The sequence below is a fragment of the Hymenobacter psoromatis genome (assembly GCF_020012125.1).
Taxonomy (GTDB): domain Bacteria; phylum Bacteroidota; class Bacteroidia; order Cytophagales; family Hymenobacteraceae; genus Hymenobacter; species Hymenobacter psoromatis.
This window is the reverse complement of sequence record NZ_JAIFAG010000001.1, coordinates 394,957-420,107: the sequence shown is the minus strand read 5'-3', so window position 1 is coordinate 420,107 and position 25,151 is coordinate 394,957. Positions and strand designations below refer to the sequence as shown.

The window sequence follows — 25,151 nt, the reverse complement described above, 5'->3', positions numbered from 1 at the left end:
GATTTGGTGAGAGGAAAAAATTTCTAAACGGTTTTACGCAGGTCCTGTCCGATGGTTCGCTATAAACCAGTGTAATTATAGTTAAAAAAATACAAGCTCCTACTGTTTGCCGGCTACCGGGCTAAAGATCTGTGCCAGTTATTGCTGCGCATATTCAGCGCTCCAGTCGCGGCCGGGGTTATCAGGGTCGTCGCCCTTAGTGCCATCCAGTGATACCAAGAAGGTTTTGGCCGGAAAATAGGGGACCATATGAATGTCCAGATTAATTCGGTCTTTTTGGTCGGGGTCGCGCTCGAATTTCTTTACTGAAAATTTCTCAATAAGCTTGCCTGGTCCCGCAATGCCGTCCAGAAACCGCACAATCTGGTTTTGAATATCCATTCGCATATTATGGTCCCAGTTCTCAAAGGCGCGGCGGTTGAGAAAGTCAATCAGCACTTTAGTTACGTAGTCAAACACCCGCACTACCGAGTACGTCTGCAACCCAATATTATCGCCGTTGAAGAGGGTTTTGGCCGAAAAAGCCATAACGCGGCCGTACTCGTTGACCATCGGTACGAGGCCAATTTTCTCCAGGTTGGAGATTTCGCTTTTGCGCAAGGGAAACTTCACGCCGTCTACTTCGCTGAGTGTGCCGTGCTTGCGGCCCGCCGTTACCTGCGAGGCCAGCGTGGAGTAGATACGGCCCGCCAGCGCCGAGGATGGCGGCACAAACAGGTCTTCCTCCTCGCCTACCTCCTCTATTTTGCCGCGGCCCACCAGCCAGTTGGCGGCCATCACCACGTTCGACTTGTAGGCATCAGCTCCGGTCAGGTTGGCCTCTTCAAACAGCTCAATCACGTCTTCGGGCGTGTCGTAGTGCTCGAAGTCGGTCACCATCATTACCTTGTTCTTGTGGGCGATTTTGGCCCACTTATCCACCACTTTGTTCGAACCCAGGTAGCCGGGCACCACCAGTAGCGAGTAGTTGTCGCGCAGGTCAAGGCGGTCGTAGTTCTGCTCTAGCTCGGCCGATACGGCGTCAATGAACGTGGTATTATCCAAGTCTTGCAGCTGGTCCTTATCCGCATTCATTACCGAGATGTTCTTCACTTCATCCTGCTCGGTATTCTTGTAGAACAGCGCTACTGAGCGGTAGGACTGCTCCAGCTCATTGGTCGCCTCAATTGCTTTTTTGAGGTTACTAGTTAGTAGCTGCTCCTGCGCTTCCACGCGCTGGGTGCCCTGCTCCACGGCATCGGCCACAGTGGTGGTTTCGCTTAGCAGCGAGTGCCACAGAGCCAAGCGCTTTTTAAGCTGCTTACGGTCCTGCTTTTTGGTAGCTTCTGAGAGGAAAATCTTCTTACGGGCCTTTTTCTCAGGATTGAGGTTGGACGCACCGTCAATGGTCGTTTCAAGCAGGTCAAAGCCGCCAACTTTGAGCAGCGACTGAATACTTTGGTCGAGGGCCGGGGCGGCCGCCTCGCGGCTTTTGTAGCCAGCAGCGGCGGCATCTTGTTGTTCGAGGGCCATATATACTAAGAGAAAGTCATATTATGTTGAAAAAGGCCGGCCTACCCTAGTCCAGCTCATCCATCATAGCCTGCACCGCCGCCAGGAAGGCCGCCTTGTACTCGGGGTTTTCGAGGGCCGTTTTCAGGATTTTATTGGACTTGAGCTGCCGTAGCAGCTTTTGCAGGTCGTCGGTTTCGGAGGCCAGGCTTTTCAGGAAATCGCTCTGATTGATAATGCCCTTTTTACCAAAATCACCCAGCGACGCGAATTGCAGCTTTTCGGGCACCACGGTGCCGTTTGCATCGTCGAAGGATACGCCGATTTCGGGCTTGAAATGCGCGAACACCGCCTCGGGGGTTTTAAGGCCTTCCACCACTACTGGCCGCAGGGGCGCGTTGGTGGTTAGTTTCTGCACCAGCAGGGTCCGGTTGAGGGGAATGTCCGAAATTGCTTCGGAGGCATTGTCGAGCTTACGCTCCTGGCCGCCAATTCCGTAAGAGTACATAGAAGGAGGGGATAGTGATGGAGCTGAACGCCCGGCTACCCGGCGTAGCCACTGGTAAAAAGCGTTCATTAAGGGAGCATTCCGGCTGCTCTACGCACCGGCGGCCCCCAAAGTTGGCTCCGGTGTATAGCATTCTTTGGAACTTAGCGCCTGGCCGTTAGGACTTGCGCAAAATCGTCCGTTATTGCGAGCGGCGTGGCGTAATCACGCTCAAACAACAACGTTTAGAGGCTATTGCCGCGCCGGGCTCGCAAGTATAACCAATTTTGCGCAAGCCTTGGTCTTAAAGGCCGGCCCGTCGGCTCATGCCTGCCGCCAGCTGCTCCCCCAAACCTACTCCCGGCCCAGCCCGTAGCCAAGGGCAGCTGTTCTCTACTTCTTCCCTCCTCACTTTTTTTACGCTCTTCTGCTGGTGGCTTATTCCGACACTCTTCAACGCAGCCTGCACATTGCCCAGGCCGTGGCTCACGAATACCGCCAGGCGCAGTACGCCGCGCCGCACCTGCTTACCGCCTTGCTGCACAATGAGATAGGCCTGGCCTCATGGCTGGTAGCAGTGCTAGATAAAGATATTCACTACCTGCGCGAGTGGGCCGAAGTGCGCCTCGAAGACGAGCCAAAGGCCGCCCGCCCCCCGGAGCTGCCTACCCCCGACATTCACGTGCAGCAGGTGCTCACGATGGCCGACCTCGTGGCCTTGCAACTCAACCGCGACCCGACCGACGCGCTCTGCGCCTTGTCGGCGCTGTTGCGCCCTGGCCTGGCTTTCACGGCCGACCAACTGAAATCGCTACCCCTCACGCAAAATGAGCTTATGGCCGCGGCCCAGGCCGAGATGCCCGCCGCCCCTACCCCCCCCGGCGGGGCCGATGGTGCGCCCGCCGCCGGCCCTACCCCCGCCGGCAAGGGCGGTGCGCTCGCCACTTACTGCACCGATAAAACCGCCCAGGCCCGCGCCGGCAAGCTGGACCCCATCGTGGGCCGCGACCGCGAAATCCGGCTCGTGGCCGAGATTCTGGGCCGGCGCACCAAGCCCAACGTGCTGCTCATCGGCGAGCCGGGGGTAGGGAAGTCGGCGCTGGTGGAGGGCTTCGCGCAGCAGATTGCCGAAGGGCTGGTACCGGTTCACTTGCGCGAGGTCACGCTCTTTGAGCTGGATATGGGCACCCTGGTGGCGGGCGCTTCTTATAAAGGGGAGGTGGAGGACCGCATCAAAAAGGTGCTCACTGAGCTGAAGCAATACACGCGGGCCATCTTGTTTATTGATGAAATCCACGTGTTGCTCGACCCGAAGGGTAGCGCGGGCAGCGGCATTGCGCAGCTGCTCAAACCGGAGCTGGCGCGGGGCGAGCTGACGGTTATCGGGGCTACGACGAGCGACGAGTACAGGCAGTATATCGAAAAGGATGAGGCCTTTAACCGCCGCTTCGACACCGTGCGGGTGGAGGAGCCCTCGCTGGTGGTGGCCGAGCGGATGTTGGCGCGCATCATGCCCATTTATGCCGCCCACCACGGCCTGACGCTGGGCGAGGGCACCATCGGCGAGGCCGTGCGCCTGGCTAAGCGCTACCTCAAGGACCGGCAGCTGCCCGACTCGGCCATTGACCTAGTGGACCGCACGATGGCCGCCATTCGGATGCTCGACGAGCAGGCCGTGGCCGGCCTCACCCGGCTGCAAACCGACCTGGAAGCCCTGGCCGCCCGCCGCGACGAACTGGGCGAGGCCGACTACCTGCGCGAGCTGCGCTGGCTGCTCTACCAAATGCAGAACCAGGTTAGTCAGCTTTGGCTCAACCAACTAGAAAATGAGCAGCAGCCCGATAAGCTCGAAACCAGCGCCGAGCTGGAAACCTACCTGCGCGAAATCCTGGCGGCGGTGCTGGCGCTGGCCGACACCAAGAAGGAAAGCGTGGAAAAGCAGGACGTGGCCGCCATCGTGTCGGGCAAAACGGGAATTCCGCTGGGCAAGCTGCAAAGCAACGAGCGCGATAAGCTGCTGACGATGGACCAGGCGCTGCAAAAGCGCGTGGTGGGCCAGGAAGTGGCTGTGCGGGCCATGTGCGCCGCCATTCTGGAGTCGCGCTCGGGCCTCACCAAAGCGGGGCAGCCCATCGGCTCGTTCTTCCTGCTCGGCCCCACTGGCACCGGCAAAACGGAGCTGGCCAAGGCGTTGGCCGACTTCTTATTTAATGATGAATCTTTCCTCATTCGCTTCGATATGTCGGAGTTCAAGGAGGAGCACTCGGCGGCGCTGCTTTATGGCGCGCCTCCCGGCTACGTGGGCTACGAAGAGGGCGGCCTGCTGGTGAATAAAATCCGGGAGAAGCCCTACTCGGTGGTGCTGTTTGATGAGATTGAGAAGGCGCACCCGTCGGTGTTCGATATTTTCCTGCAAATTTTGGACGAAGGCAAGCTGCACGACCGGCTGGGCCGCGAGGGCGATTTCTCCAACGCGGTTATTTTATTTACCTCTAATATTGGCTCAGAGCAGATTAGCCAGCACTTTGCGGCCGGGCAGGTGCCGCCCGCCGCGGAGCTGCTCGAAAGCATGAGCCGCTACTTCCGGCCTGAGTTTCTGGCCCGCCTCACCGAAATCGTGCCCTTCGCCCCCATCTCAGAGGAAAACGTGGGCCGCATCTTCGATATTCACCTGCGGCCGCTGCTGGAGCAGCTGCGGCGGCAGGGCATAACCCTGGAACTCAGCCCCGAGGCGCGGCAGCACCTGGCCTTGTCGGGCTTCACGCCCAAGTATGGGGCGCGGCCCATCACGGGGGTTATCCGCTCGCAGCTGCGGCGGCCCATCTCGCGGCTCATCATCAGCGGCGAGGCCCGCAAGGGCACAGTGCTGACGCTGAGCAAGCCCGAAGACAGCGCCGAAATCGTGTGGACGACGGCGCAGGAAGCCTAGCACAAACGGGGGGGGTAGGGCCGGCCCTACCCCCCCGTTTGCGCTATAACGACCTCATACGGCAGGTTCACGGCCGACTGCCCGCTGAGCGTGGCTTGCAGCTCGTGGGCGGCCCGCTCCCACTCCAGGGCGCTGAAGCGGCTGGTATTTAGCGGTGTCAGTTGCACCCGGATGCAGCGGATGAAGCCGGCCGTGGGGGTAGGGCTGGTTTGAAAGCCTTTCTCGACGTGCACGGCGGCCAGGTGCAGGCCCAGCTCGGCCCAGCAGGCGGCGCGAATGTCGGCCAGCGTCACGAGGCGGTTGCGGGCCAGCAGGTTGCGGCGCAGGGCGTGGGTGCGCTCCTCGGGGCGGGGGCGCTCACGGCCGCCGCTGGTGCTGGTGAGCAGGCGCACGTCATCCAGGTACTGGCCGTCGTGGATGCGCAGGCGGCTACCGGCGGGCAGGCGGTTGGCGGCCTCGCCGTTACTGACCCAGTACTCGATATAGACGCTGTCATCCACGTCCTGTGGGCGCAGCAGCAGGTAGGGCACCGGCGGCGCGGTGGCGCGGCGGTCCAGGCGTTCCTGGAGGCGAGCCAGGTTCTGGTCCAGCTCGCGCAGAATGGTACCCACGAAGTCGGTGCCGGCGGCGGTAAAGGCCCGGCTTTCATCGCGCAATAATTCCAGCAGTTCGCGCAGGGCCTCGTGGCCGGTGCGGGTGTTGAAGCGGCCCGCGCCGTGGCTGCGCAGCGTGTAGGTATCGGTAGCGCCTTCACTGAGGTCGGTGAGGGTGGTAGAGCGGTAGGCTACGTTACTGAGGCTATACACGTCGCGCACGGCCAGAAACGGCTCCTCGCTTACCAGTGGAAACAGATTGAGCGCCGGCTGCAAGCGAAATAGTACTTTATACAAGCGCCGGTTGAGCACCGGAAAGCAGTTGAGCGCGCAAATAATCTGCTGAAAAGCCTCGGGAGGCAAGGCCGGGGCGAAACGAATTTCCAGCCAGGTCAGCGGCTCGCTGAGGGCCTGCAGGTCGGTGCTGGGCTGGGGGTAGGCGGCCGCCATCTCGGCCGGGTAGGGCCGCGGCACATAGGCGGCCAGCGCGCCGGCCGGCCCCGCCAGCCGCACGAAGGATGGCGCGTACAGGTCGCGCACCCGCTCCTCGATGCGGTGCAGGTAGTCGTACTCCCCGTTTAGCTGGCCCGGCGACTCGTCCCGGTGGGTATCAGCCAGGGGGGCACCTCGCCGGGGTGTCAGCTCCGCGCCGCCCAGCAGCCACTGCTCGCCGGGCAAAAAGGCGGCGTAGGTATCCTTGCGCGGCTCGTTCAGCCAGTCGAAGTAGAAAGTTAGGTCGTCCAACTCCACGCCGGTCGTCGGCAGGGTTAAGCCTACCCACAGGCGGCGGTGCGCGGCGGGCGCGGGGGTAGCTACCTGGGCCACGGTCCGTTTCTGGCCGTTGGCGTCCAGTTGCCACACCTCCGTGTCAGTGGCCAGGCAGCGCACGCTGCCGCTTACCAGCCGGGTGGCTTGCAGAGGCGAAAAATACAGGGCCGGGCCTGTGGCCTGCCTTCCGACCACGGGCGTTTCAAACACAAATTGGGCCGCGGCGGGCAGGGCCACGGTAGCCTCGCGGGCGCGGGCCTGGGCCACGGCGTGGGCCGGCTGCGGCGTGTCCACCACATCGGGGTTAAGCAGGGTGGCCAGCCGCTCCACCAGCCGCGACTGGGTGCTGTGCAGCTCCTGGCCCATCTTCTCGAACTCCACGGCGCAGGCTTCCAGCAGCAGGTTCACTAGCGGGTCGAAGCCGTCGAGGTCGGCCTCGCCGTAGCCCCACAGCTCGGCGGCCTGGCGCGTGAGGCGGCTCTTAATGCTGGCCTTACTGAAATCGGGGGGGGTAGGGAGGCGGGGAGGCGGCAGCACGGGGCGAGAAAGGGGTAGGAGGGTTTGGGAGTGGGAGGGCAGAAGGTGGGGGTAGGAGGGTAAAAAGCGGACGTTCAGATGGGCAAACTAGTCCCCCTTACTCTCTCACCCTCCTACCCCCAAACCTTTAATCCACCGACAGCGGGGCCACAAATAAACTAGCCTGGAATGCAAACGGCTCGTTGGTGCGGTGCAGCGCGGCGTTGATGGTGACTTCCAGCCGCTTGCGGATGCGTTGGCTCACGTTTCTCAACTCAAAATCCAGGATGGTGACCTGCGCCCGCACCCGCACCAGGCGCGGCTCATATTCGCGCACGGCGGCCTCAATAGAGTACTGCACGGTGTCTTTCCAACTCATGTTGGTCATGGCCTCAAAGTCCTGCTCCCACACCTGGCAGCCGAAGCCGGGGTCGTAGCGCGACTCGCCGAAGTGCGTAGTCAGTAGCAAGTACAGGTGCTGGGCAATGGACTCCTGGGCCGAGCAGCGCGGCAGCTGCTGGCGGCTCACGATGCCTTCGAGGTCGAGGGGTAGGCGGTAGTACGTATCGGCCATAACGCGGGAACGGCAAGAAAGCGGCAAGCTACGGCGGCCAACCGGCTCCGCCGGACTTACAGTAGCCATGTGTTGCCCGGCTACGGAATACGGCCCTACCCTGGTGGTGAAACAGGAAGCACCGAGTCAGGCACGGGCAGTTTGCTTGCAGTAGGGGCGGGTATCCTGCCGGGGCAGGTCGTCGGCGCGGGCGGTGGTCCGTCTAACTGCTTGTGGGCATCAGCCGTTCAAGCATCGAGGAACGGATACTAAATTTTATCAGCAGTGCAGATGTGAAAAACTTATTACCTTCTGAGCCACTAGTCGTATTCCTATACCTTTGTTAGGGGCAAATAACTCCCCCTTTGGTTTTTCTCTTACTTTTCATTTCATTCGGCTGGGCTGCTTATGTCTGATTTTCAAGTTACACTGCTTTTGGACGGCAACGCCATCCGGGTGCGCGAGTACCACTGGGCCATCGTGCAAACCACCGACGAGATGAACCGGCCGCAGGGCGGCGTGCTGGCCGGCAAGCTGCACGTGGTGCTTGATTGCCTGGCCCACCCCGTTGTGGATGCGTGGATGGCCGACAGCCGCAAAACTATGAGCGGCGAGCTGCTGGTGCTGGGTCCTGACGGCCAGCGGGCGCGCACTATCCGCTTCACCGATGCTTATTGCGTGAACCAGGGGCTGTTTTTTGATGGCATGAGTAATCAGCAGGCCGGCGCTTTGTCGGTGCTGCTATCAGCCCACACGCTGCTCGTGGACCAGGAGCTGGAAATTCGCAACGTGTGGCCCCTCGACCACGGGGTTTCCTGAAACGCGTCTTTTCTTCTTCCTGACTTTTAAGTAACGTCTTATTTATGAGTTCTTTCTTTGCTACCCTGCACGTCGAAGCGTTAGCGATACCCGTGCTTACCTGCTCGCAGCACGTGCACCAGAGCACCAGCATCCGGGGCTTGCCCAGCAGCAAGGTGTACAGCGGGGAACTGCAGCTACAGCTGGGCCTGAGCCCCGGCATTCTGCTGCCGCACTGGGCCTACCAGCCGGATTTGGCGCTGGATGGCTACGTCAGGTTTGCCGCCACCGATGGGGCGTCGCCGAGCCTGATGCTGGTGTTTGAGGAGGGCTACTGCGTGAGCTACGAAGAGCATTTTGAGCCCGGCCTGGCGGGGCACCCCGCGCTGCACTGCCGCCTCAGCATCGTGGCCCGCCGCATTACCAAGCAAGGCGTGGCCTACGAAAGTGCCTGGCCGGCCCCGAATTAGTAGTGGGCGGCTAGCGCGCCCCTTCTTTCATTTTCAGCTTTGTTAAAATGGTTCCCCCTACCCCCCGCCCTGGTTCGCGTTCGGCAAAGGCTGGCCCTACCCCCCTGGCCCAGCAGCAGGCCCGCGCTGCCGACCGCTACCACGCCCAGCTCCGCTTTAGCGGCCTCGGCCCCGGCATCAGGGGGTACGTGGCCCGGCAGGATGGACACTTGGCCGAGCAGGCGCACCTCGGCGCGCGCACCATGCGCCACTACGAGCTGTGCCTGACCAATGCGCGCACCCGGCAGGCGCAGTGGGCCCGGCAGCTGCGGCAGCCGGCTCAGCCCACCGCCGTTATCCGGCAGGGAGAACACCGCTCGCCGGGGGAGATACAGGCCCGCCAGCGGCAAATCGCCCTGGCCAAAGCCCACGATAAATACGTGGAAAACGTGGAGCTTATCAGCGGCGAGTTTACTCCGCTGACCCTCTACGACCCCGTTATCCGCAGCACGGCCGAGGCCGGGCTGCTGACGATGAGCGGCGTGGCCGTGGGCGGTGTAGTGGCCGGCTTGCCCAGCGGGCTGCGCTGGGCGGGGGCGGGCCTGGAAGCGGGCACCGGGATGCGGGCCAGCTACGCGGCGTTGCGCACAGCTCCTAAGGCATTTGCGTGGCAAGCAGGTACGCGAATATTTGTTGATGGTGTTGGCCAATACGGGGCTAACGTAGCGTTTGGCAACGGATGGGGTGGCTCCTTGGGCGAGATAAACGCCATAGAATCTATCATGGTTGGCGCTAACATCAATCCTTACACAACGACTATTGGATTATCGGCCTTTTCTTTTTCTTATAATCACGGGTACCAAAGCGTTTTGTATGCCGATAATAACCCGCGCACCATCACCACCGCCAAGTTCTTAGCGCAGGCGGGCACGGGGCTGCTGCTGACCAGGGGGGGGAAGTACTTGGAGAAGATGACTGAGAACAGCTACTTGTCCTGGAAGCTCTACCAGGGAGCCATGCACGTGGGCACTCCACGGGTAGCTCTGCCCCTGCTCGACACGGGCGTTCGCTTCGGGCAGACCTACGGCATACCTCTGACCAACAGTATAATCGGCGCGTTTGGCTTCTCGGCAACTGGGATGGCCGCCGATTCGCTGGCTCCTAACCAAGCGGTACCCATGCCTATGCACCCTGATTCCCCCGTTTTTATCAAGTAATGCCTATGGCTTCTTCCTGGCAGTGGTCCGACATTGGCGTATTTACCATTTTAGTCGGCTTAATAACTTTATTATTAATTTACACCACAATTCACTTATTTTCCGAAGCTTTGCAAGTGGCAAGGGGAAAGCTACCTGTAAATCCTTACAAGTTATTTGTGACGCTGATTGCTCTACCAGTAACGTTTGGCGCGGGGTGGCTAACATATATGTCAGCTTACAGAACGCGCCTGCTGCGGGGGGAGTGCCGCTACACCGTGGCCCGCGTCTACGAGAACCGGCGCATCAAGGGGGCCAAGGTCTCGCGCTACACCTACCAGGTGCAGGGTAAGCGCTACGAGGATAAGCAGGAAGTGGACTGGCTCGGGGGCTGGCGGCCGCTGGGCTCGCGCTGGTACGTGCGCTTTGCCGTGCCCGACCCCGACATCCACGAGCACCCCGGCCGCCCCGTGCCCGATTCCGTGACCCAGGTGCCCCCCGCCGGCTGGGCCCGCCTACCCCCCACCAGCGAACAAGTGGCTGAGGCAGCGGCAAAAGTGAGGGCCGACTCGCTGGCTGCGGTGGCCCCAACGCCGCCTACCCCCGCCCCCGCGCCTACCCCCGCCCCCGCGCACCCGGACTCCCCCGTCTTTCTTAAGTAAGCGCTATGGCTCCTTGCTGGCAGTGGTCCGATAGGGAAGCTGTTACTATCCTAGCAGGCATACTAACACCTTTGGTCAGGTATGGTACGCGGGATGTATTCTCCAAAACCCTACAAATGGCAAAGGGAAAGTTACGCCTCACTACCAAAGCATTGTATAGGCTGATAACAACCCGCGCACCATCACCACCGCCAAGTTTTTAGCGCAGGCCGGCACGGGGCTGCTGCTGACTAGGGGCGGGAAGTACCTGGAGAAGATGACTGAGAACAGCTACTTGTCTTGGAAGCTTTACCAGGGGGCCATGCACGTGGGCACCCCACGGGTAGCTTTCCCCTTGCTGAACGCTGGTATTCGCTTCGGGCAGAGCTACGGCGTGCCCCTGACCAACAGCCTAGTCGGCGCGCTTGGCTTTTCGGCAGCCGGCATGGCCGCCGATTCGCTGGCCCCTAATCAAGCGGTGCCTGTACCCGTGCACCCTGCCTCCCCCGTTTTTATCAAGTAATATATTATGACCCCTTCTTGGCAGTGGTCTGACATTGAAGCTGTTACTGTTCTAGCTGGACTAATAACTCCATTATTAATTTACGGGACTTGGCATTCATTCTCCGAAGCCCTGCAAATGGCAAGAGGGCAGGTTCCGGTAAATCCATATAAGATATTTATAACATTGATTGCCTTGCCGGTAACGTTCGGGGCGGGATGGACAGCCTACGCATCGGCCAATAAGAACCGCCTGCTGCGGGGGGAGTGTCGCTACACCGTGGCCCGCGTTTACGAGAACCGGCGCATCAAGGGGGCCAAGGTCTCGCGCTACACCTACCAGGTGCAAGGCAAACGCTACGAGGATAAACAGGAAGTGGACTGGCTCGGGGGCTGGCGGCCGCTGGGCTCGCGCTGGTACGTGCGCTTTGCCGTGCCCGACCCCGACATCCACGAGCACCCCGGCCGCCCCGTGCCCGATTCCGTGACCCAGGTGCCCCCCGCCGGCTGGGCCCGCCTACCCCCCGCTTGGTAGCGCAGCCTAAGCTAGGCGGATTACGTAATAGATAGTTAGTAGTATCTTTCCGCTCTATGCCCTACCCTGTTAAAGTGAGCGTGCACGTCGATGGCGTGACTGACCCTTCGCTGGCCCTGGCCGACTTCAACCAGCTTTCGCTGGAGCAGCACCTGGTGCAGCACCACACCTTCGCCCTGGATTTTTCGTGCGAAAACCTAGGCAAGGCACTGGGTATCAAGCCTGAGCTGGTGCCGACCCAGGCCCACGAGCGCCTCAGCGGCAAGGACATTACCCTGGGCTGGACCAGCCGCCTGGCCAGCGAGGCCGGCCACTCGTTTCAATTCAAGGGCATCATCACCGACATCAGCATCCAGACCGATGCCGACCTGGTCAACTACTACCATATCAGCGGCTATAGCCCCACTTTTTTGCTCGAAGATGGCTGGCAGAGCCGCACGTTTGTCAAAAAGTCGTTGCCCGCCATCTTCCAGCAGGTGCTGGGCGACTACGCCGGCAACGCCCTGCGCCAGCAGCTAAAGGCAGAAAATCAGCAGCTGCTACCCTATACGGTACAGTACCAGGAAACCAACTTTCACTTTCTAAGCCGGCTGGCGGCGGCGCAGGGGGAGTGGTTTTACTACGACGGCACGACTTTGCGTCTGGGCCGCGAGCCGGCGCAGGTCATCGCTTTTCGCAGCAGCAGCGCCCAGGTTTTTGGCCTGTCCATGCGCCTGCAGCCCACCCGCGCTGAGGGCGGCAGCTACGACTACCGCACCCACGCCCCGGCCCAGGCCACGGCCGCCGCCCCGGCGGGGGGCTACGCGCTCAATCAGTTTGCCACGACCCAGTCGGCGGCCCTCTTTCCCCAGCCCCGGCGGCTGGGGCCGGGTCCCCAGGGCCGGGACCAGGCCCAGCTGCAACGCGCCCTGGACGGGCTGGCGGCGGGCCAGGCGGGCAGCCAGGTGGGCCTGCACGGCAGCGGGGAGGCGTTCGACACCGCCCCCGGCCGGGTGCTGGAGGTAAGTGACGCGCTGGGCACGGCCTACGGGCAGTTCCGGGTGCTGAGTGTCGTGCACCAGATTGACGGGCAGGGTAATTATGCCAACCACTTTGCGGCCCAGCCCGAGGCCACGCCTACCCCCCCGGCTACCCCCCACCTGCGCCCGGTGCTGCCCCAGCCCGAGCTGGCCGAGGTCATCGATTTGCAGGACCCCAAGCGTCTGGGCCGGGTGCGCGTGCGCTACCACTGGGCCGTAGCCCAGCCACAGGACGCGGAGAGTGGCTGGCTGCGGGTGAGCACCCCCTACGCGGGCGACGGCAAGGGGCACCTGTTCACCCCGGAAGTGGGCTCTCAGCTGCTGGTGGGCTACGAGCAGGGCCTGGCCGAGCTGCCCGTGGGCCTGGGCAACCTCTTCCACGCCCAGAACCCGCAGGGGGCTTCCTACTCCTTTCCCCAAAACAACCTCAAGGGCTTGCAAACGGCGGGCGGCAACAAGTTCGTGATGAGTGAGGTGGCCGGGGCGCAAACTATTCTGCTCTCCAACTCTAATAATAAGGATACGGCCATCTTGGTTGATTTCAAGGGCGATGGCAGCATCACCATCAAGAGCAACGGGCCGATTAAACTGGTTTCGGGCGATACGATTACCTTGGAAGCTGTCAAAAATATTGAGCTGCGCGCGGGCGAGGACATCCGCATCGCGGCCCAGAAAAACGTGTCGGTGGCCGCTCGGGAGGAGAGTGTGAGCGTGCGGGCGCAAAAAGAGCTGCTACTCACGGCCGTCAGCGACGACCTGACGCTGGAGGCGGCGGGCAAGAAGGTAATTGCCAAGGCCGTCGATAACGTCGAGATTACCGCCTCGGGCGTGGTGAAGGTGAGCGGACAGGATGTCAAACTTAATAACCCTGGTTGAGGTGACGACGCTGCCCGCCGCGAGCCCCGCCCTACCCCCCGCCCCGCGCCGGGCCGTGCCCTACCCCCACGCGGCGGCGCAGCACCCACCCGTGCGCCTGACCCGCCAGCCTACCCCCCCCACGGGCCTGCGCTACGCGCTGGCCTCCTACTGGGAGGTGCGCCAGGCGGGCCAGGTGCGGCGCACGACCCTGACCAAAACGCTGACTTTGCACTGGCAGCCGCTACCCAGTGGCCTGGCCCGGTTTAGCTACTACGCCGCCGCGCCTGCCTTTCAGCAGCCCGAGGTGCCGAGCCTGGAGCGCATCCTGCTGCGCCTGGCCGACCTCTACCAGCACCTAGAGCTGCGGGCCACGGCGGCCGGGCAACTGGTGGGCCTGGATAACTTCGCGGCCATTACTCAGACCTGGGCTGGGCTGCGGGCTGAGCTGCGAGCGCGCTCGGGCGGGGACGACGAGCTGACGCAGGCCCTGATGACCGGTCTGGATGCGCAGCTAGCCGAGCCTGGGCCGCTGCTGGCCTCGCTGCGGCTGGATTATGCCTTTGCCTTTCTATTGCCCGACGTGTACGGTCCGCGCTGGGAAAGCGGCTGGCGCTACGAGCAGACCCGCGCCTTCCCCCACTTCTTTACCGACACCGACCTGTGGGTGAGCGAGCAATTGGAGGTAGGGCCGCCCACAGCCGCCGGGTACCCCACACTGCACCTGCGCGGGCCACTGGATGCGGTGCGTACCGACCTGGCCGCCGTGGCCCAGCAAATCGGGGCCGAGCGTTTGGCGGCTGACCCGGCCGCCGACCTGACCGACCCGCCCCTACCGCAGGCCCGCTGCGAGGCCACGTATGCGCTGGACCCGGCCACGGGCTGGCCCCTGGCCCTGGACGCGAGCGTGCGCTGCTGGGCGGGCGACTCCTACAGCAAAGAGTATTTCCTCCGCCTCGAACAACTCCCGCCCGCATGAGCCAGACCGGACAAGAATACGTGTGTGACAAAGCCATCTGCCGCTGCGACAAGGGCACGCTGCCGAGTATGCTGCAAGTGCTGGCCAACCAGACAGTGCATTTGCAGGGCAAGGCCGTGGCCACGACTCTGGACAAGCTGTTTCTGCCCTTTGGCACCTGCGCGCTGAAGTACAACACGCCCTGCGTGCCGATGCTGCTGCTCTGGCAGGACTACTTCGACAAGGTGAGCCTGGTGGCCCCCGGCTGCCACCCGCTGCTGGAAAAGAGCACCATTAAGTGCGCCTTGGGGGGCACGGTGAGCATCGTGAACACCTTGCAGGTGGCGGTGCCGCTACCGCCGCTGCCGGTGCAGGCCGAGAGCACCCGCAGCAGCTGCCTGAGTTTGTGCCCGCTGTTGCTGACTTAACCCTTTCGTTTCTGCGCTAACATGGCAATTTATTCGCAACTGCTCCGGGGCCAGCGGGTGGGCATGGACAAGATGGTAGTGGGCAAAGCGCCCGGCCGGCAAAACCAGACGGGCATTGAGGTATCGGTAGCCATTTTCTTCGACGGCACGGGCAACAACCGCAACAACGTGGCCCAGCGCCACATGGTGCAGCAAAACAAGCAGGAGGAGGACGGTATCCGGCGCAACGGCAGCTTTGAGAAGTATGGCCTTAAAAAGGGCCAGCTGAAGGATAACAGCTACGCCGCCGGCTATTCCAACGTCTCCATTCTGGAACGGCTGAACCGCAAGCGCATAACGGAGCAGCGGGAAATCTCGCTCTACGTGGAGGGCATCGGCACGACGGATGATAAAGACGACGCTATGCTCGGCTCGGGCCTGGGCAACTGGTCTACCGGCATCGCGGGCAAAGTAGAAAGGGGCGTGATGCTGCTGGCGGATAGAATTGCCCTCGTCCTAAAACCACTGAAAAATGCTTATGTAAACCAGCTAACGCTTGACGTATTTGGCTTCAGTCGAGGCTCAGCGGCGGCGCGCCACTTCATCTCCCTGGTGCACGAGGCCAAGCACCCGCTGGCCGTGCGCCTGGGCACGCCCCAGGCGCAAGTGCGCATCAAGTTTGTGGGCCTCTTCGACACAGTGTCTTCCTACCGCGGCACGGGCGTGCTGCTGGAGCAAAGCAACGTCCAGGAGCTGGGCCTGGCCCTGGGGGCCGTGCCCCAGAAGGTGGTGCACCTGACGGCGGGCAACGAGTATCGGCGCAATTTCTCCTTGACTGACATTACCAGCTCGTTAGGGGTGGGCTACGAGCTGACGTTGCCGGGGGTACATTCCAACATCGGGGGCAGCTACGGCGAGCACGAGGACGAGGAGCGCCACCTGCACCTGTGGGAGCGGGCGGCCCTGATTGCCCAGGGCTGGTACACCAAAGAAGAAGCGCCCGTGCACGAGGCCCCGGTCTATGACGAGTACGGCAACCAGATTGGCACCCAGCAGTGGGCCGTGGGCGTGCGCAAGGGTCTGGGCCAGGACTACCAGTTCATCCCCCTGCGCATTATGGCCGACAATGCCGCGAAAGAAGCGATGAGCTTGCAACCCCTAAGCGGGGACTACGCCAAGTACGCCATTGCCCCTACCCACCCGCTGGCCCCGGTGCAGGCGGCCATCCTGGCCCAGGTCGGCCCGCACGGCTCCCACGGGCGGCACGCGCTGGTGCTGGCCGGCGAGTGGAGCCAGGTGCCGCCTGGTGCCGACATCAAGCCCCTGGCCCTGACCCCCGGCCAAGCCGTGCTGGTGCGCCACTGCTACCTGCGGCGCTCGGCCAGCATCGGCTGGCAGGGCCTGGGCGACGGGCGCCTGGGCATGGGCGAGCGCCGCGACGACGACAACCGTCCCCACCGCAAAATCTTTCCTGGCTAATCTCGTTCGCCCATGCGCTTTTCCCCCTTTTTCCGCCTGGTCCTGCTGGCCAGCCTGGGCCCGGTGGCCGCCGCCTGCGGCCAGGCCCCGGCCACGTCCCCCTCATCCTCCCACCGTATGCCAAAATACCAGACCGAGAAGTTCCGCCTCTCCGCCGGCCCCTGCGCCGCCGATGGGTACTTTGTGATGATTCAGAGCGGCTCGTTCATCAACTCGCAGGGCACCGGCTTTCCCGTACCCAGCGGCCATGTGTTGGAAGCCAACTGGGGGGCGTCGGGCACGGCCTGGGCGGTGGGCGACGAGTTCCAGGCCGTGCCCGAGCGCCTGACTATGCTCTGGTTTTCCTACGCCGAGAACAAGTTCTACCAGGGCGACTTCGCCCTGCCTCAGCAACGGCTCTACGACCTGCTCCAGCAAGGCACCTGGGATATTGACAAGCAAAAGCACGTGACCTACACCGAGTTCACGGTGTGCGTGCTGCCCAAGGGCGTGGTGGTGGTCTGGCTGACGGGCGGCAACCAGGTGTTGGTCGGCCGCTATCAGGCCCACGAGACCTTCCCCTCCGCCGACGACTACCGGCAGTATTACGGTGATGCGAACCGGGTGGAGTTTGTGCAAATGCGCCGCGAGCAGATGCCGGCTCCCGTGCAGGCCGAGATAAAAGCCGGCACGCTGAGCACCAAAAAGTGGGACGACTACCTGAAAACCTACCCCTGGCAGGTGGCCTTTAACGTGCCCTTCCCCCTCTACGAGTACAGCGTCAACTTCGTCAACGCCGAGCGGGCCAGCGACCCCTTGACCCGCGACGGCCTGGAGCCCTACCGCCAGTTCCTGCTCACGCCCGTCCCTAAGCCCGCCCCCAAAGCCGGCTACTTCTACGGCACGGCTGAGCACGGGGGGCACTACCTGGTGCAGGTGCGCGCTTTTGATGAGGCCGAGACGCTGGCCGCCTTTCGCACTTTACACCAACTCAGCCCCAGCAGCCCCATCACCCTGCTCTTCACCCTGGACAAGCCCTTTCAGAAGGCCACCATGACCCTTAAGAACGAGGCGAAGGAAATTCCCCTGACTAAAACCAAGATAGACATGTTCAATGAGGACTAAACCCTTGCTGCGGTACCAGGCAAGCCCCCGGCCGGCAGAACCAGACGGGCATTGCCGTGACGGTAGCCATTTTCTTCGACGGCACGGGCAACAACCGCAACAACGTGGCCCAGCGCCACATGAGCCAGCACAACGCCGCGCATCCGCAGCAGGCCGTCACGCAAGAGGATGGTATTCCGTGGACCCGCAGCTACGAGAAGTACGGCCTGGATAAGCACGGCAAGCAAACGGACAGCAGCTTTGCCGGGGGGTATTCTAACGTGTCCATCCTGGAGCGACTTAACCGAAAAAGAGAACTCGAAAAGAAAGAGATTTCTCTTTACATCGAAGGCATTGGGACCTTCAATGATATGAAGGATTCGACCCTAGGCTACGCCATCGGCACGGGTGAGGCAGGCATTGAGATGCGAGTACTAATTGGGGCTATGCGCGTGGCTGAGAGTATAGCAATGATACTAAAAGACGAAGATGAAGCATATATAGAACAGGTGACAGTGGACGTATTTGGTTTCAGTCGGGGCTCGGCGGCAGCGCGATACTTCATCTCAAAACTGCATACCCCACTACGACCATTACGGGTGTTATTCGGTACCCCTAAAGCCCAAGTGAAAATCAAGTTCGTGGGCATCTTCGATACGGTCTCTTCCTACGGTGCGTTTGGCTTCAACAACGTCGAGCAGTTGGGACTCAAGATTGGTGGCAACGCCTAGAAGGTGGTGCACCTGACGGCGGGCAATGAATACCGCCAGAACTTCTCGCTAACCGACATCACCTCCTCGCTAGGGGTAGGCTACGAGCTGACGCTGCCGGGGGTGCATTCTGACCTGGGTGGGGGCTACGCCGAGCTGGAGGAAGAGACCCGCCACTTGCCCTGGGACGAGCGCCAGCAACTGGTGGCGTTGGGCTGGTACGCGCCCCAGCAGATTCAGGAGCAAGAGCAGCCCGTGTTCGACCCCGAAACGGGCCAGTACCTGTACACCAGCCACGAAGCCACGGGCGTGCGCCTGGGTCTGCGCCCCGACTACCAGTTCATCCCCCTGCGCGTTATGGCCGACCAGGCCCGCCAGCACGAAATGAATTTATTTGAAATAGCTAATCGTTACGCCAAGTACGCCATTGAGAATGGGCACGAGTTGGCCCCGGTGCAGGCGGCGATTCTGGCCCAGGTGGGCCAGCACGGCGGTACGGGCCGCCACGCGCTGGTGCTCAGCAGCGGCGAGTGGCAGCTGCCGCCCCACGCCCAAATCACGCGCCTTGCCTTGACCCCGACCCAGGTCATAGTGCTGCGCCACCGCTACCTGCACCGCTCGGCCAGCACCGGCGTGCAGGGCCTCGATGACGGGCGCTTCGGCATGGGCGAGCGCCGCCAACACGGCCAGCCCCACCGCAAAATCTATACGGGCTAGCGGTGGGTAGCCCTCCCTCAGTTTTGCTGACTTCTCTTATGCACTTCCCTGCTTGGTTACCGCGTCCCGTTTGGCTAGTGGGGGCCTGTTTTTGGCTTATCACTTCTCCTGCCTGCGGGCAGCGGCCTTCTTATCGTTCAACTACCATGTCTGCTTACCAAACCGAAAAGTTCAAGCTCTCGGCCGGGCCCTGCGCCGCCGATGGCTACTGGGTTACCATTCAAGGCGGTATGTTTTACAACTCGCAAGGCACGGGCTTTCCCGTGCCGGGCGGACATACATTAGAAGGCGACTGGGGGGCATCGGGCACCTCGTGGGTGGTGGGCGATGAGATGCAGACCGTGCCCGAGCGCTTAAAAATACTCTGGTTTTCCTATGCCGAGGACAAGTTCTACGAAGGCGACTTTGCCTTGCCCCAAGAAAAACTCTATCACTTGCTCCAAGCCGGCACTTGGGATATCAAAGAGCAGAAAAAAGTAACGTACACTGAGTTCACGGTGTGCGTACTGCCCAAGGGGGTCGTCGTGGTCTGGCTCACAGGCGGTAACAAAGTACTGGTGGGTCGCTTCCTAGCTCACGAAATCATCCCTTCTCCCGCCGACTACCAGCGCTACTATGGCCCGGCCGAGCGCACTAGCATGGTCAAAGAAACCCAGGCCGAGATGCCGCCCGAAGTGCAGGCCCAAATCAAGGCGGGCACCATCAGCACCAAGAAATGGGATGACTACCTCCTGACCTACCCCTGGCAAGTGGCCTTCAACGTGCCTTTTCCACTCTACCGCTTCAACTTAACAGGTCTCAACGCCGAGCGCTTCACCGCTCCGCTTACCCAGGACCTGGCTCCCTACCGCCAGTTTATTACTACCCCCACCCCCAAGCCCGTGCCACGCAAGCTCTACCTCTACGGCACGGCCGAACACGGGGGGCACTACGTGGTACGGGTCCGCGAGTTGGACAAGACGGAGACGCAAGCCGCCTTCCAGGCGCTACACCGGCTTAGCCCCGCCAGCCCGATTACTCTGCTCTTCACCCTTGACAAGCCCTTCCAGAAAGCTACCCTCACCCTGAAAAACGAGGCGAAGGAAATCCCGCTCACTAAGAGTAAGATTGAAGTATTGAGCGAGGACTGAACCGCGCTATTCGGGGCTTCCTGCTTCAGCCGGGGGGCGGCGGCGGCGCGGCACTTTATTTTGTTATTGCGCGACCACCAGCCACGGCTTGCCGACCGCTTTGGTACGCCACGGGCCAGCAGCATCATCAACTTTGTGGGCCTGTTCGACACGGTGTCCTCCTACGGGGGGGAAAAGTACCAGAAGGTGAGCGGCCAGATATACAATAACCTGCGCCACAAGAGCTTTGACGACGACGTCAAGGAGCTGCACCTGGCCATCGGGGGCCACGCCCGGCAAGTGGTGCAGCTGGCGGCGGCCGACGAGTACCGCAAGAACTTTGCCTCCACCAACATCCGCAGCTCGGTGCTGGCGGGCGTGGGCCTGGAAGTGCGCCTGCCGGGGGTGCACTCCGACATCGGCGGCAGCTACGAGGAGCACAAGGTGGAGACGCGCTGGGTCACCGCCCCCGAGGTGGCGCGCCTGGTGAACGAGGGCTGGTACGCGCGGCGGCAGCTCGTGCCCCAGGGGGGCTGGTGGCTGGAGGGGGTGCGCGCGCTGACCCACGTCTACCAGCTCCTCCCCTTAGATATCATGCGCACCCTGGCCCAGCAGGGCGGAATGCAGTTCAAACCCTTTACCGGGGCTAATAAAGATTACGCCGTGCCGCCGCACTTACAAAAAGTCGGGGCGCAGATGAAGGCGTTCGTGCTGGCCCGGCCCGGCCCGGTGAGCCAGCACCCCTACGAGCCGGCCACCTACGAGCTGCCGGCCGACGAGCGGTGGGTGCGCCGCGAGTACCTGCACCGCTCGGCCGTGAAGGGTGAGTTCAGCACGGCCGACCTGACGATGGCCGGGCGCTACGTCAAGCACTTGCCCGAACGCCAAATCTTCTCCGACGCCCCCCAGCCCGTAAAATAGCTGCCTGACCAGTAGTTTCCTTCTGCTTTAGTCTTCCTATCTCTCATGTCTTTTTCCGTGCGTTCCTGGCTGGGCCTGACGAGCTTACTGGCCCTAGCGCTGCCGGCCTGCGCCCAGCACCCTACCCGGCGCGCCCCTTCCGCTATGCCTGCCTATCAGACCGACACGTTTCCGCTCTCGGCCAGCCCCTGCGCGGCCCAGGGCTACCCGATGACCATCCAGCTTGGGGCTTTCGTGCGCTCCGACGGGAAGACCTTTCCCGTGCCCTCCGGCCATTATCTGCGGGGCGACTGGGGCGCGTCTTCCATTGGCTGGGGGGTAGGCGACCCCAACCAGGCGGCCCCCGGACAGCCTGGAGATTCTCTATTTCTCCTTCACGGAGGACAAGTTTTATGAGGGCCGCTTTGCCCTGCCCCAGCAGCGCCTCTATGAGTTGCTCAAAACTGGCTTCTGGGATACCCAAGACCAGAAACACATTACTTACCATGAGTTGACCGTGTGCGTGTTGCCCAAGGGTCTGGTCTGCGTCTGGCTGACCGGACTTGGCCGCAAGGTGCTTATCGGAGCCTTTCGGGGCAGCGTCTCCGATGCTGACTTCCGCCGCTTCTATCCCAAAACCGACCGGCCCCAAATGTACCGCGACGAGATGGCCGAGCGTCCGGCCGAAGTACAGCAGCAGATGAAAGCGGGTACCATCAACACGAAGCAGTGGGACGACTACCTCAAGACCTACCCCTGGCAGGTCGCCTTCAGCGTACCGCTGACTTTGGACAACTTCACCATGCGCTTTCTCAACGCCGAGGTCACCAACTACCCCCTCACCCCCGACCTGGCGCTACACGCCCGCGCCCTGCTCACCCCCCAGGCCCGCGCCGTGCCCCGCTCCTGCACTTTCTATGTGCGCGACGAGGCCGGGCACGCCCACCGGGTGCGGGCCAAAACCTTCGACGAGGCTCAGACGATGGCCGCCTTCGCCACCCTGCACCAGCAGAGCCCCAACCAGCACCTGACCCTGCGCGTGGAAACGGACAAGTACGTCAAGAAGGCCAGCTTCGTGCTCACCAACGGCCTGCAAACCATTCCCCTCACCAGACTCCCGTCGGGGTCCTGGCCCAGGACTGAGGGGGTAGGGGTACTTTAGGGATTGGCGAACAGACTATATTTTCGGTGTTCTTTTTTGACCAAAGCAGCTATTGACTGCGGGTAAGCATACCTTCCACGGCCAGCTAAAATTAGCCATAATGCTAACCCTGGTGGTAATACCTGCCAGGCGGCCTACCCCCCCCCCAGCAGACCGAAGAAGCGCGGCGGCCGCCCTAGCTCTACATTGATGGGCTCCAGGGTTTTTTCGATGCTTGTCTTCAGGTCCTCGGTAGCGGGGGCTTGCAAAATTTGAATGAACGCCGTGCGGGCCTGTTCCAGCAGCTGCTTGCGCTCCTTGCTGCGGCTCTTGTGGTCGAGGGCACGCTGGCGCAGGCAGTCGGCTTCGGCAAAGGCTACCTGGTCACGCAGCAGCTCAATCTGCTGCTTGGCCACGGCGTTGACCGAAGGGGGTAGTGGCGGCGGCACGCTGCCGCCACCACCGCCACTGTTGGCTGCCCCGGCCCGCAGTTGAGCCATCGCGGTTTCTAGTAGTATTACCCGCTGCTGCGACTGGTCGAGTCGCTGCTGGAGCCGGTCGCTGCCGGCCGCGGCCTGCCCGTTCCGGCCGGCTTCCTGGCGCAGGGTTTCAATCGTGCTGCGGTTGGAACGGAATAAATCGAAGTCGCGGAGCATGTTGCGGGCCATCCGCCGGTGGGCCGGCACCTTCATCTGGGCCGAGTCGAGACGCAGCTGGCTCATAACCACAGCAATACTATTCAGATTATCGTTGATACCCACGCTCAGCTTACCCCGAACCAGCTCGTTGGGGTTCGCCAGCATTTGCTGGTCGGCCCCATCAATACGCAGCAGGTGCCGGGTCAGGGTATCAAACTGCGTCACCAGGCGGCCCTGCTCCTCGTGGGTGCGGTCCAGCTCCGTCTTCAGGCGGCGGCTCTCGTCGGCCAGGCTGTTGTTGGAAAACAAATAGTACGAAGCCCCCAGCGGCACGAGCAGCGCCAGCAGATAAAGTAACAGGAACTGCCACAGACGGGTACGCCGCTCGGGTTGGTTAAGGGGGGTCATAGGGGATAAAATTAGGTGCTAGCATGCACAAGCACCGTGCGAAGGCAGTTTCCGCAGCGCGGCTTGCATCTCAGCCAGCTAAAGCAGCTTCAGTCTTCGTCAACATCCTGGCTGCGTCGGCAACTAAAAGGGATTCCAGCGGGCTGCTCCATTGGGGCGCGGCGCGGGAGCCGGGGTAGTAGCCAGGGGGTTTTCGACGATGAAAGGCTGCCAGCCTTCGCGGTTTTTGCCGATGTACTCCAACTGGCTCAGCTGCCGGAAAATAACGCCTAGCAAGTACCACAGTTGCTGCTGCTGGCGCAGGTGCTCGTGCAGCTGCTGGTGGTCGTAACGCAGATTCAGCGCTTCCTGCAAGCCGCCCAGCAGCGCCGCCGGCGTCACCTCCGACCACTGCTCAAAGTAGCGCAGCAGCTCTTCGCGCTCGCCCTCGGTGAGGCGGTCGAGGGCCGTTTTCACCGGTTTGGCTACCCGCAGCAGCGCGTCGAGCAGGTAGATGGGCGGCTGCGCGGCGGCCAGCAGGCGCAGGGTCGTCAGCTGCTGGGCCAGGGCCAGGGCGGTTTGGTCGGCCAGCTCGCGCACCAGGTCGGCCAGCGGGCTGCCCTTGTCGGGGCGCAGCTTCACTTTATGAATAATCTTGAAGGCATCCGTTTCCAGCTCCGTCAGCTGCAAATCCAGCTGATATAGAGCTTGCAGCAGCGCCGGGTGGCTGGCCAGCGCCGTGCTGGGCGGAATGAACTGCGCCACGGGCCGCAGCTCGCCTTCGGCATACAATAGCTCGCCTACTACCAGGGCGAAGGCCGAGCTGGTTTCGCTGGCCAGCTGCGCCGCGGGCACAAAGCTCAGTTCGTAGGTGGGGCGGGTGTAAGGGTGGCGGGGCGGCACTTCTTCGGGGGCCGGCGTGCCGGTAGGCAGCCGCTCGAAGGGGTTCACGGTGAGCACCACGCGGAAGCGCTGGCCCTCAGTGGCCGCCAGGTTATAGGTGCTAAGCAGCTGGGCCAGGCTGGTGCGGGCCGTGAGCGGGGTGCTGCTGGCCGCGATTTCAACGCGGGCCCCGCCGGCCGTCACGGCCCGGCACTGCGTGAGGCGGGCCTGCACCTCGCCCTGCACGTCCACGCTCAACAGCAGCTCGAAGGCCGCCGGGCTGCCCAAGGCATCGGTGGCGGGCAGCAGGCCGTAGTTGTCGGGACGCAGATATACGGCGGTAGCATCGCGCAGGTGGTCGAGGGTAAAGCGCTCGGTTTCGGTGAAATGGCGGCGGGCAATTTTCATCCCGTCCACCCAGTTTACCGGGTAATAAGTAATTTCTGGAAGCATAGCCGCGAATGAGGAGCGAAAGTACGGGAGAAAGCAGGCTGCACTCGTGCCTTAGGCAGTAGTTTCGGGCGCGGGGGTAGGCGGCACGCGCTGGGCCACCACGATGCTATCCGGCCGCAGAAAGTTATCCTGAAAGCTACGGTCGGGGTCGTAGTAGCGCCGCCGCCGCCACCACGGCTGCTTGGCGTAAAACAGCCAGCCGTAGGAGTGGCCCTGGCCGTCCATATACTGGATGGCCTGGTCGGGCTTGAGCCGGTTGTAATCGGTCAGAAAGATGCCGAATAAGTCGCTCAGCCGCATTTGAAAGGGTGCTTTGGAAGAGAAGTCGTGGTAGAGTGTTTCTCCTTGGCGGCGCGTCATCCAGAAGTGCAGCACCATGAAGTGGTTGAGGTCCATGCGCGATAGGTCGGGGCCGGGAGCCAGCGGATTGTAGCGCCAGAGCTTATAGTGGGGGTAGGGAATGGCCCGCCAGGCCTGATAGGATTCCCAGAAGAAGAACGGCAGCACAAACGGAATGACCGCGGGCACGAAGCCTAGGGGCGGCAAGTGGTTTTTGGCCCACGGCAGCCACTGCAGCGCCACGATGGCTCCGGCTCCCAAGGCCGCCGTACCCACCAGAATAAGTGCCGATTGCCAACGGCTACGCGCGTCGTACCACGGCAGCCAGCCGGGTAATTGCGCCGCATACAGCCAGCCCAGCAGCAGCAACGCCAGTTGCAGCAGGCCCAGCGTGAGCGGAAACGCCCACGGGCTGCGCACCGCAGCCAGGCCCAGCAGCCCAAATCCCAGCACCGTGACTACTACGTATAAAAAGCTGCTAATAAATACTTTGCTACCCCTTACCCGCGTGCCGAGGCTATTGAGGGAATTGGTAACGGCTCCGCGGGCCTGCGACTCGGGGTTGGGAATCATGAGAATGGATAATCACAAGAACGACAACGGCGCGGGCTCCGCTG

At 62.2% G+C, this 25,151-nt stretch carries 25 protein-coding genes; 18 read left to right on the top strand and 7 right to left on the bottom strand.

Going from position 1 to position 25,151, the window contains the following annotated elements; all coding sequences use genetic code 11:
* Positions 1-138 precede the first annotated feature (138 nt).
* Both LC531_RS01735 and LC531_RS01730 read right to left on the bottom strand, forming a co-directional pair.
* Positions 139-1,512, bottom strand: a complete 1,374-nt coding sequence (locus LC531_RS01735) for a DUF5458 family protein (protein WP_223648605.1) — start codon at positions 1,510-1,512, stop codon at positions 139-141.
* A gap of 46 nt (positions 1,513-1,558) precedes the next feature.
* Positions 1,559-1,999, bottom strand: coding sequence for a hypothetical protein (locus tag LC531_RS01730; RefSeq protein WP_223648604.1), 441 nt, complete (start codon positions 1,997-1,999; stop codon positions 1,559-1,561).
* 412 nt (positions 2,000-2,411) lie between these two features.
* On the opposite strand from LC531_RS01730, the gene LC531_RS01725 reads away from it, so the two are divergent.
* Positions 2,412-4,907, top strand: coding sequence for an ATP-dependent Clp protease ATP-binding subunit (locus LC531_RS01725; protein ID WP_223648603.1), 2,496 nt, complete (start codon positions 2,412-2,414; stop codon positions 4,905-4,907).
* A gap of 26 nt (positions 4,908-4,933) precedes the next feature.
* On the opposite strand, the gene LC531_RS01720 is transcribed toward LC531_RS01725, so the two are convergent.
* Together LC531_RS01720 and LC531_RS01715 are read right to left on the bottom strand one after the other, a co-directional pair.
* Entirely contained in the window at positions 4,934-6,805 is a 1,872-nt protein-coding gene (locus tag LC531_RS01720) for a type VI secretion system baseplate subunit TssF (RefSeq protein ID WP_223648602.1), read from the bottom strand.
* Positions 6,806-6,932: 127 nt separating this feature from the next.
* Positions 6,933-7,358: a GPW/gp25 family protein gene (locus LC531_RS01715; RefSeq protein ID WP_223648601.1), complete on the bottom strand. Its 426-nt coding sequence runs from the start codon at positions 7,356-7,358 to the stop codon at positions 6,933-6,935.
* 387 nt (positions 7,359-7,745) lie between these two features.
* On the opposite strand from LC531_RS01715, the gene tssD (LC531_RS01710) reads away from it, so the two are divergent.
* The 17 genes from tssD (LC531_RS01710) to LC531_RS01630 all read left to right on the top strand — a co-directional run bounded on the left by tssD (LC531_RS01710) (position 7,746) and on the right by LC531_RS01630 (position 21,856).
* A complete protein-coding gene (gene tssD / locus LC531_RS01710; RefSeq protein ID WP_223648600.1) occupies positions 7,746-8,156 on the top strand; it encodes a type VI secretion system tube protein TssD in 411 nt (136 codons plus the stop codon).
* Positions 8,157-8,200: 44 nt separating this feature from the next.
* Positions 8,201-8,605 carry a type VI secretion system tube protein TssD gene (gene tssD / locus LC531_RS01705; protein ID WP_223648599.1) on the top strand — a complete coding sequence of 135 codons (405 nt, stop codon included), beginning with the start codon at positions 8,201-8,203 and terminating at the stop codon, positions 8,603-8,605.
* Positions 8,606-8,652: 47 nt separating this feature from the next.
* Positions 8,653-9,801 carry a hypothetical protein gene (locus tag LC531_RS01700; protein ID WP_223648598.1) on the top strand — a complete coding sequence of 383 codons (1,149 nt, stop codon included), beginning with the start codon at positions 8,653-8,655 and terminating at the stop codon, positions 9,799-9,801.
* 209 nt (positions 9,802-10,010) lie between these two features.
* Positions 10,011-10,442 carry a hypothetical protein gene (locus LC531_RS01695; protein WP_223648597.1) on the top strand — a complete coding sequence of 144 codons (432 nt, stop codon included), beginning with the start codon at positions 10,011-10,013 and terminating at the stop codon, positions 10,440-10,442.
* Between the two features lie 256 nt (positions 10,443-10,698).
* On the top strand, positions 10,699-10,944 hold the full coding sequence (locus LC531_RS01690; RefSeq protein WP_223648596.1) for a hypothetical protein: 246 nt from the start codon (positions 10,699-10,701) through the stop codon (positions 10,942-10,944).
* A 174-nt stretch (positions 10,945-11,118) separates the two neighbouring features.
* Positions 11,119-11,457 (top strand): hypothetical protein, encoded by a 339-nt coding sequence (locus LC531_RS01685; protein ID WP_223648595.1) that lies wholly within the window; start codon positions 11,119-11,121, stop codon positions 11,455-11,457.
* Positions 11,458-11,513: 56 nt separating this feature from the next.
* Positions 11,514-13,352 carry a type VI secretion system Vgr family protein gene (locus LC531_RS01680; protein WP_223648594.1) on the top strand — a complete coding sequence of 613 codons (1,839 nt, stop codon included), beginning with the start codon at positions 11,514-11,516 and terminating at the stop codon, positions 13,350-13,352.
* Between the two features lies 1 nt (position 13,353).
* Positions 13,354-14,310, top strand: coding sequence for a hypothetical protein (locus LC531_RS01675; protein WP_223648593.1), 957 nt, complete (start codon positions 13,354-13,356; stop codon positions 14,308-14,310).
* Positions 14,307-14,717 (top strand): DUF4280 domain-containing protein, encoded by a 411-nt coding sequence (locus LC531_RS01670; RefSeq protein WP_223648592.1) that lies wholly within the window; start codon positions 14,307-14,309, stop codon positions 14,715-14,717. Before LC531_RS01675 ends, LC531_RS01670 begins: the two co-directional genes overlap by 4 nt.
* Before the next feature lie 21 nt (positions 14,718-14,738).
* On the top strand, positions 14,739-16,175 hold the full coding sequence (locus LC531_RS01665) for a phospholipase effector Tle1 domain-containing protein (protein ID WP_223648591.1): 1,437 nt from the start codon (positions 14,739-14,741) through the stop codon (positions 16,173-16,175).
* 12 nt (positions 16,176-16,187) lie between these two features.
* Positions 16,188-17,279: a DUF2931 family protein gene (locus LC531_RS01660; RefSeq protein ID WP_223648590.1), complete on the top strand. Its 1,092-nt coding sequence runs from the start codon at positions 16,188-16,190 to the stop codon at positions 17,277-17,279.
* 56 nt (positions 17,280-17,335) lie between these two features.
* Complete coding sequence (locus LC531_RS01655) at positions 17,336-17,989, top strand: DUF2235 domain-containing protein (protein WP_223648589.1); 654 nt, start codon at positions 17,336-17,338, stop codon at positions 17,987-17,989.
* 3 nt (positions 17,990-17,992) lie between these two features.
* Complete coding sequence (locus LC531_RS01650; RefSeq protein WP_223648588.1) at positions 17,993-18,685, top strand: hypothetical protein; 693 nt, start codon at positions 17,993-17,995, stop codon at positions 18,683-18,685.
* A 146-nt stretch (positions 18,686-18,831) separates the two neighbouring features.
* Positions 18,832-19,815 (top strand): DUF2931 family protein, encoded by a 984-nt coding sequence (locus LC531_RS01645; RefSeq protein WP_223648587.1) that lies wholly within the window; start codon positions 18,832-18,834, stop codon positions 19,813-19,815.
* A 66-nt stretch (positions 19,816-19,881) separates the two neighbouring features.
* Entirely contained in the window at positions 19,882-20,715 is an 834-nt protein-coding gene (locus LC531_RS01640; RefSeq protein ID WP_223648586.1) for a phospholipase effector Tle1 domain-containing protein, read from the top strand.
* Between the two features lie 45 nt (positions 20,716-20,760).
* Positions 20,761-21,111: a hypothetical protein gene (locus LC531_RS01635; protein ID WP_223648584.1), complete on the top strand. Its 351-nt coding sequence runs from the start codon at positions 20,761-20,763 to the stop codon at positions 21,109-21,111.
* A complete protein-coding gene (locus LC531_RS01630; RefSeq protein ID WP_223653830.1) occupies positions 21,068-21,856 on the top strand; it encodes a DUF2931 family protein in 789 nt (262 codons plus the stop codon). Before LC531_RS01635 ends, LC531_RS01630 begins: the two co-directional genes overlap by 44 nt.
* 134 nt (positions 21,857-21,990) lie before the next feature.
* Here LC531_RS01630 and LC531_RS01625 read toward each other — a convergent pair whose 3' ends face one another.
* From LC531_RS01625 to LC531_RS01615, 3 genes are all read right to left on the bottom strand, one after another.
* On the bottom strand, positions 21,991-22,881 hold the full coding sequence (locus LC531_RS01625) for a hypothetical protein (protein ID WP_223648583.1): 891 nt from the start codon (positions 22,879-22,881) through the stop codon (positions 21,991-21,993).
* A 123-nt stretch (positions 22,882-23,004) separates the two neighbouring features.
* Positions 23,005-24,195: a hypothetical protein gene (locus tag LC531_RS01620; RefSeq protein WP_223648582.1), complete on the bottom strand. Its 1,191-nt coding sequence runs from the start codon at positions 24,193-24,195 to the stop codon at positions 23,005-23,007.
* 51 nt (positions 24,196-24,246) lie between these two features.
* Complete coding sequence (locus tag LC531_RS01615; RefSeq protein WP_223648581.1) at positions 24,247-25,107, bottom strand: TssN family type VI secretion system protein; 861 nt, start codon at positions 25,105-25,107, stop codon at positions 24,247-24,249.
* Between the last annotated feature and the right edge of the window lie 44 nt (positions 25,108-25,151).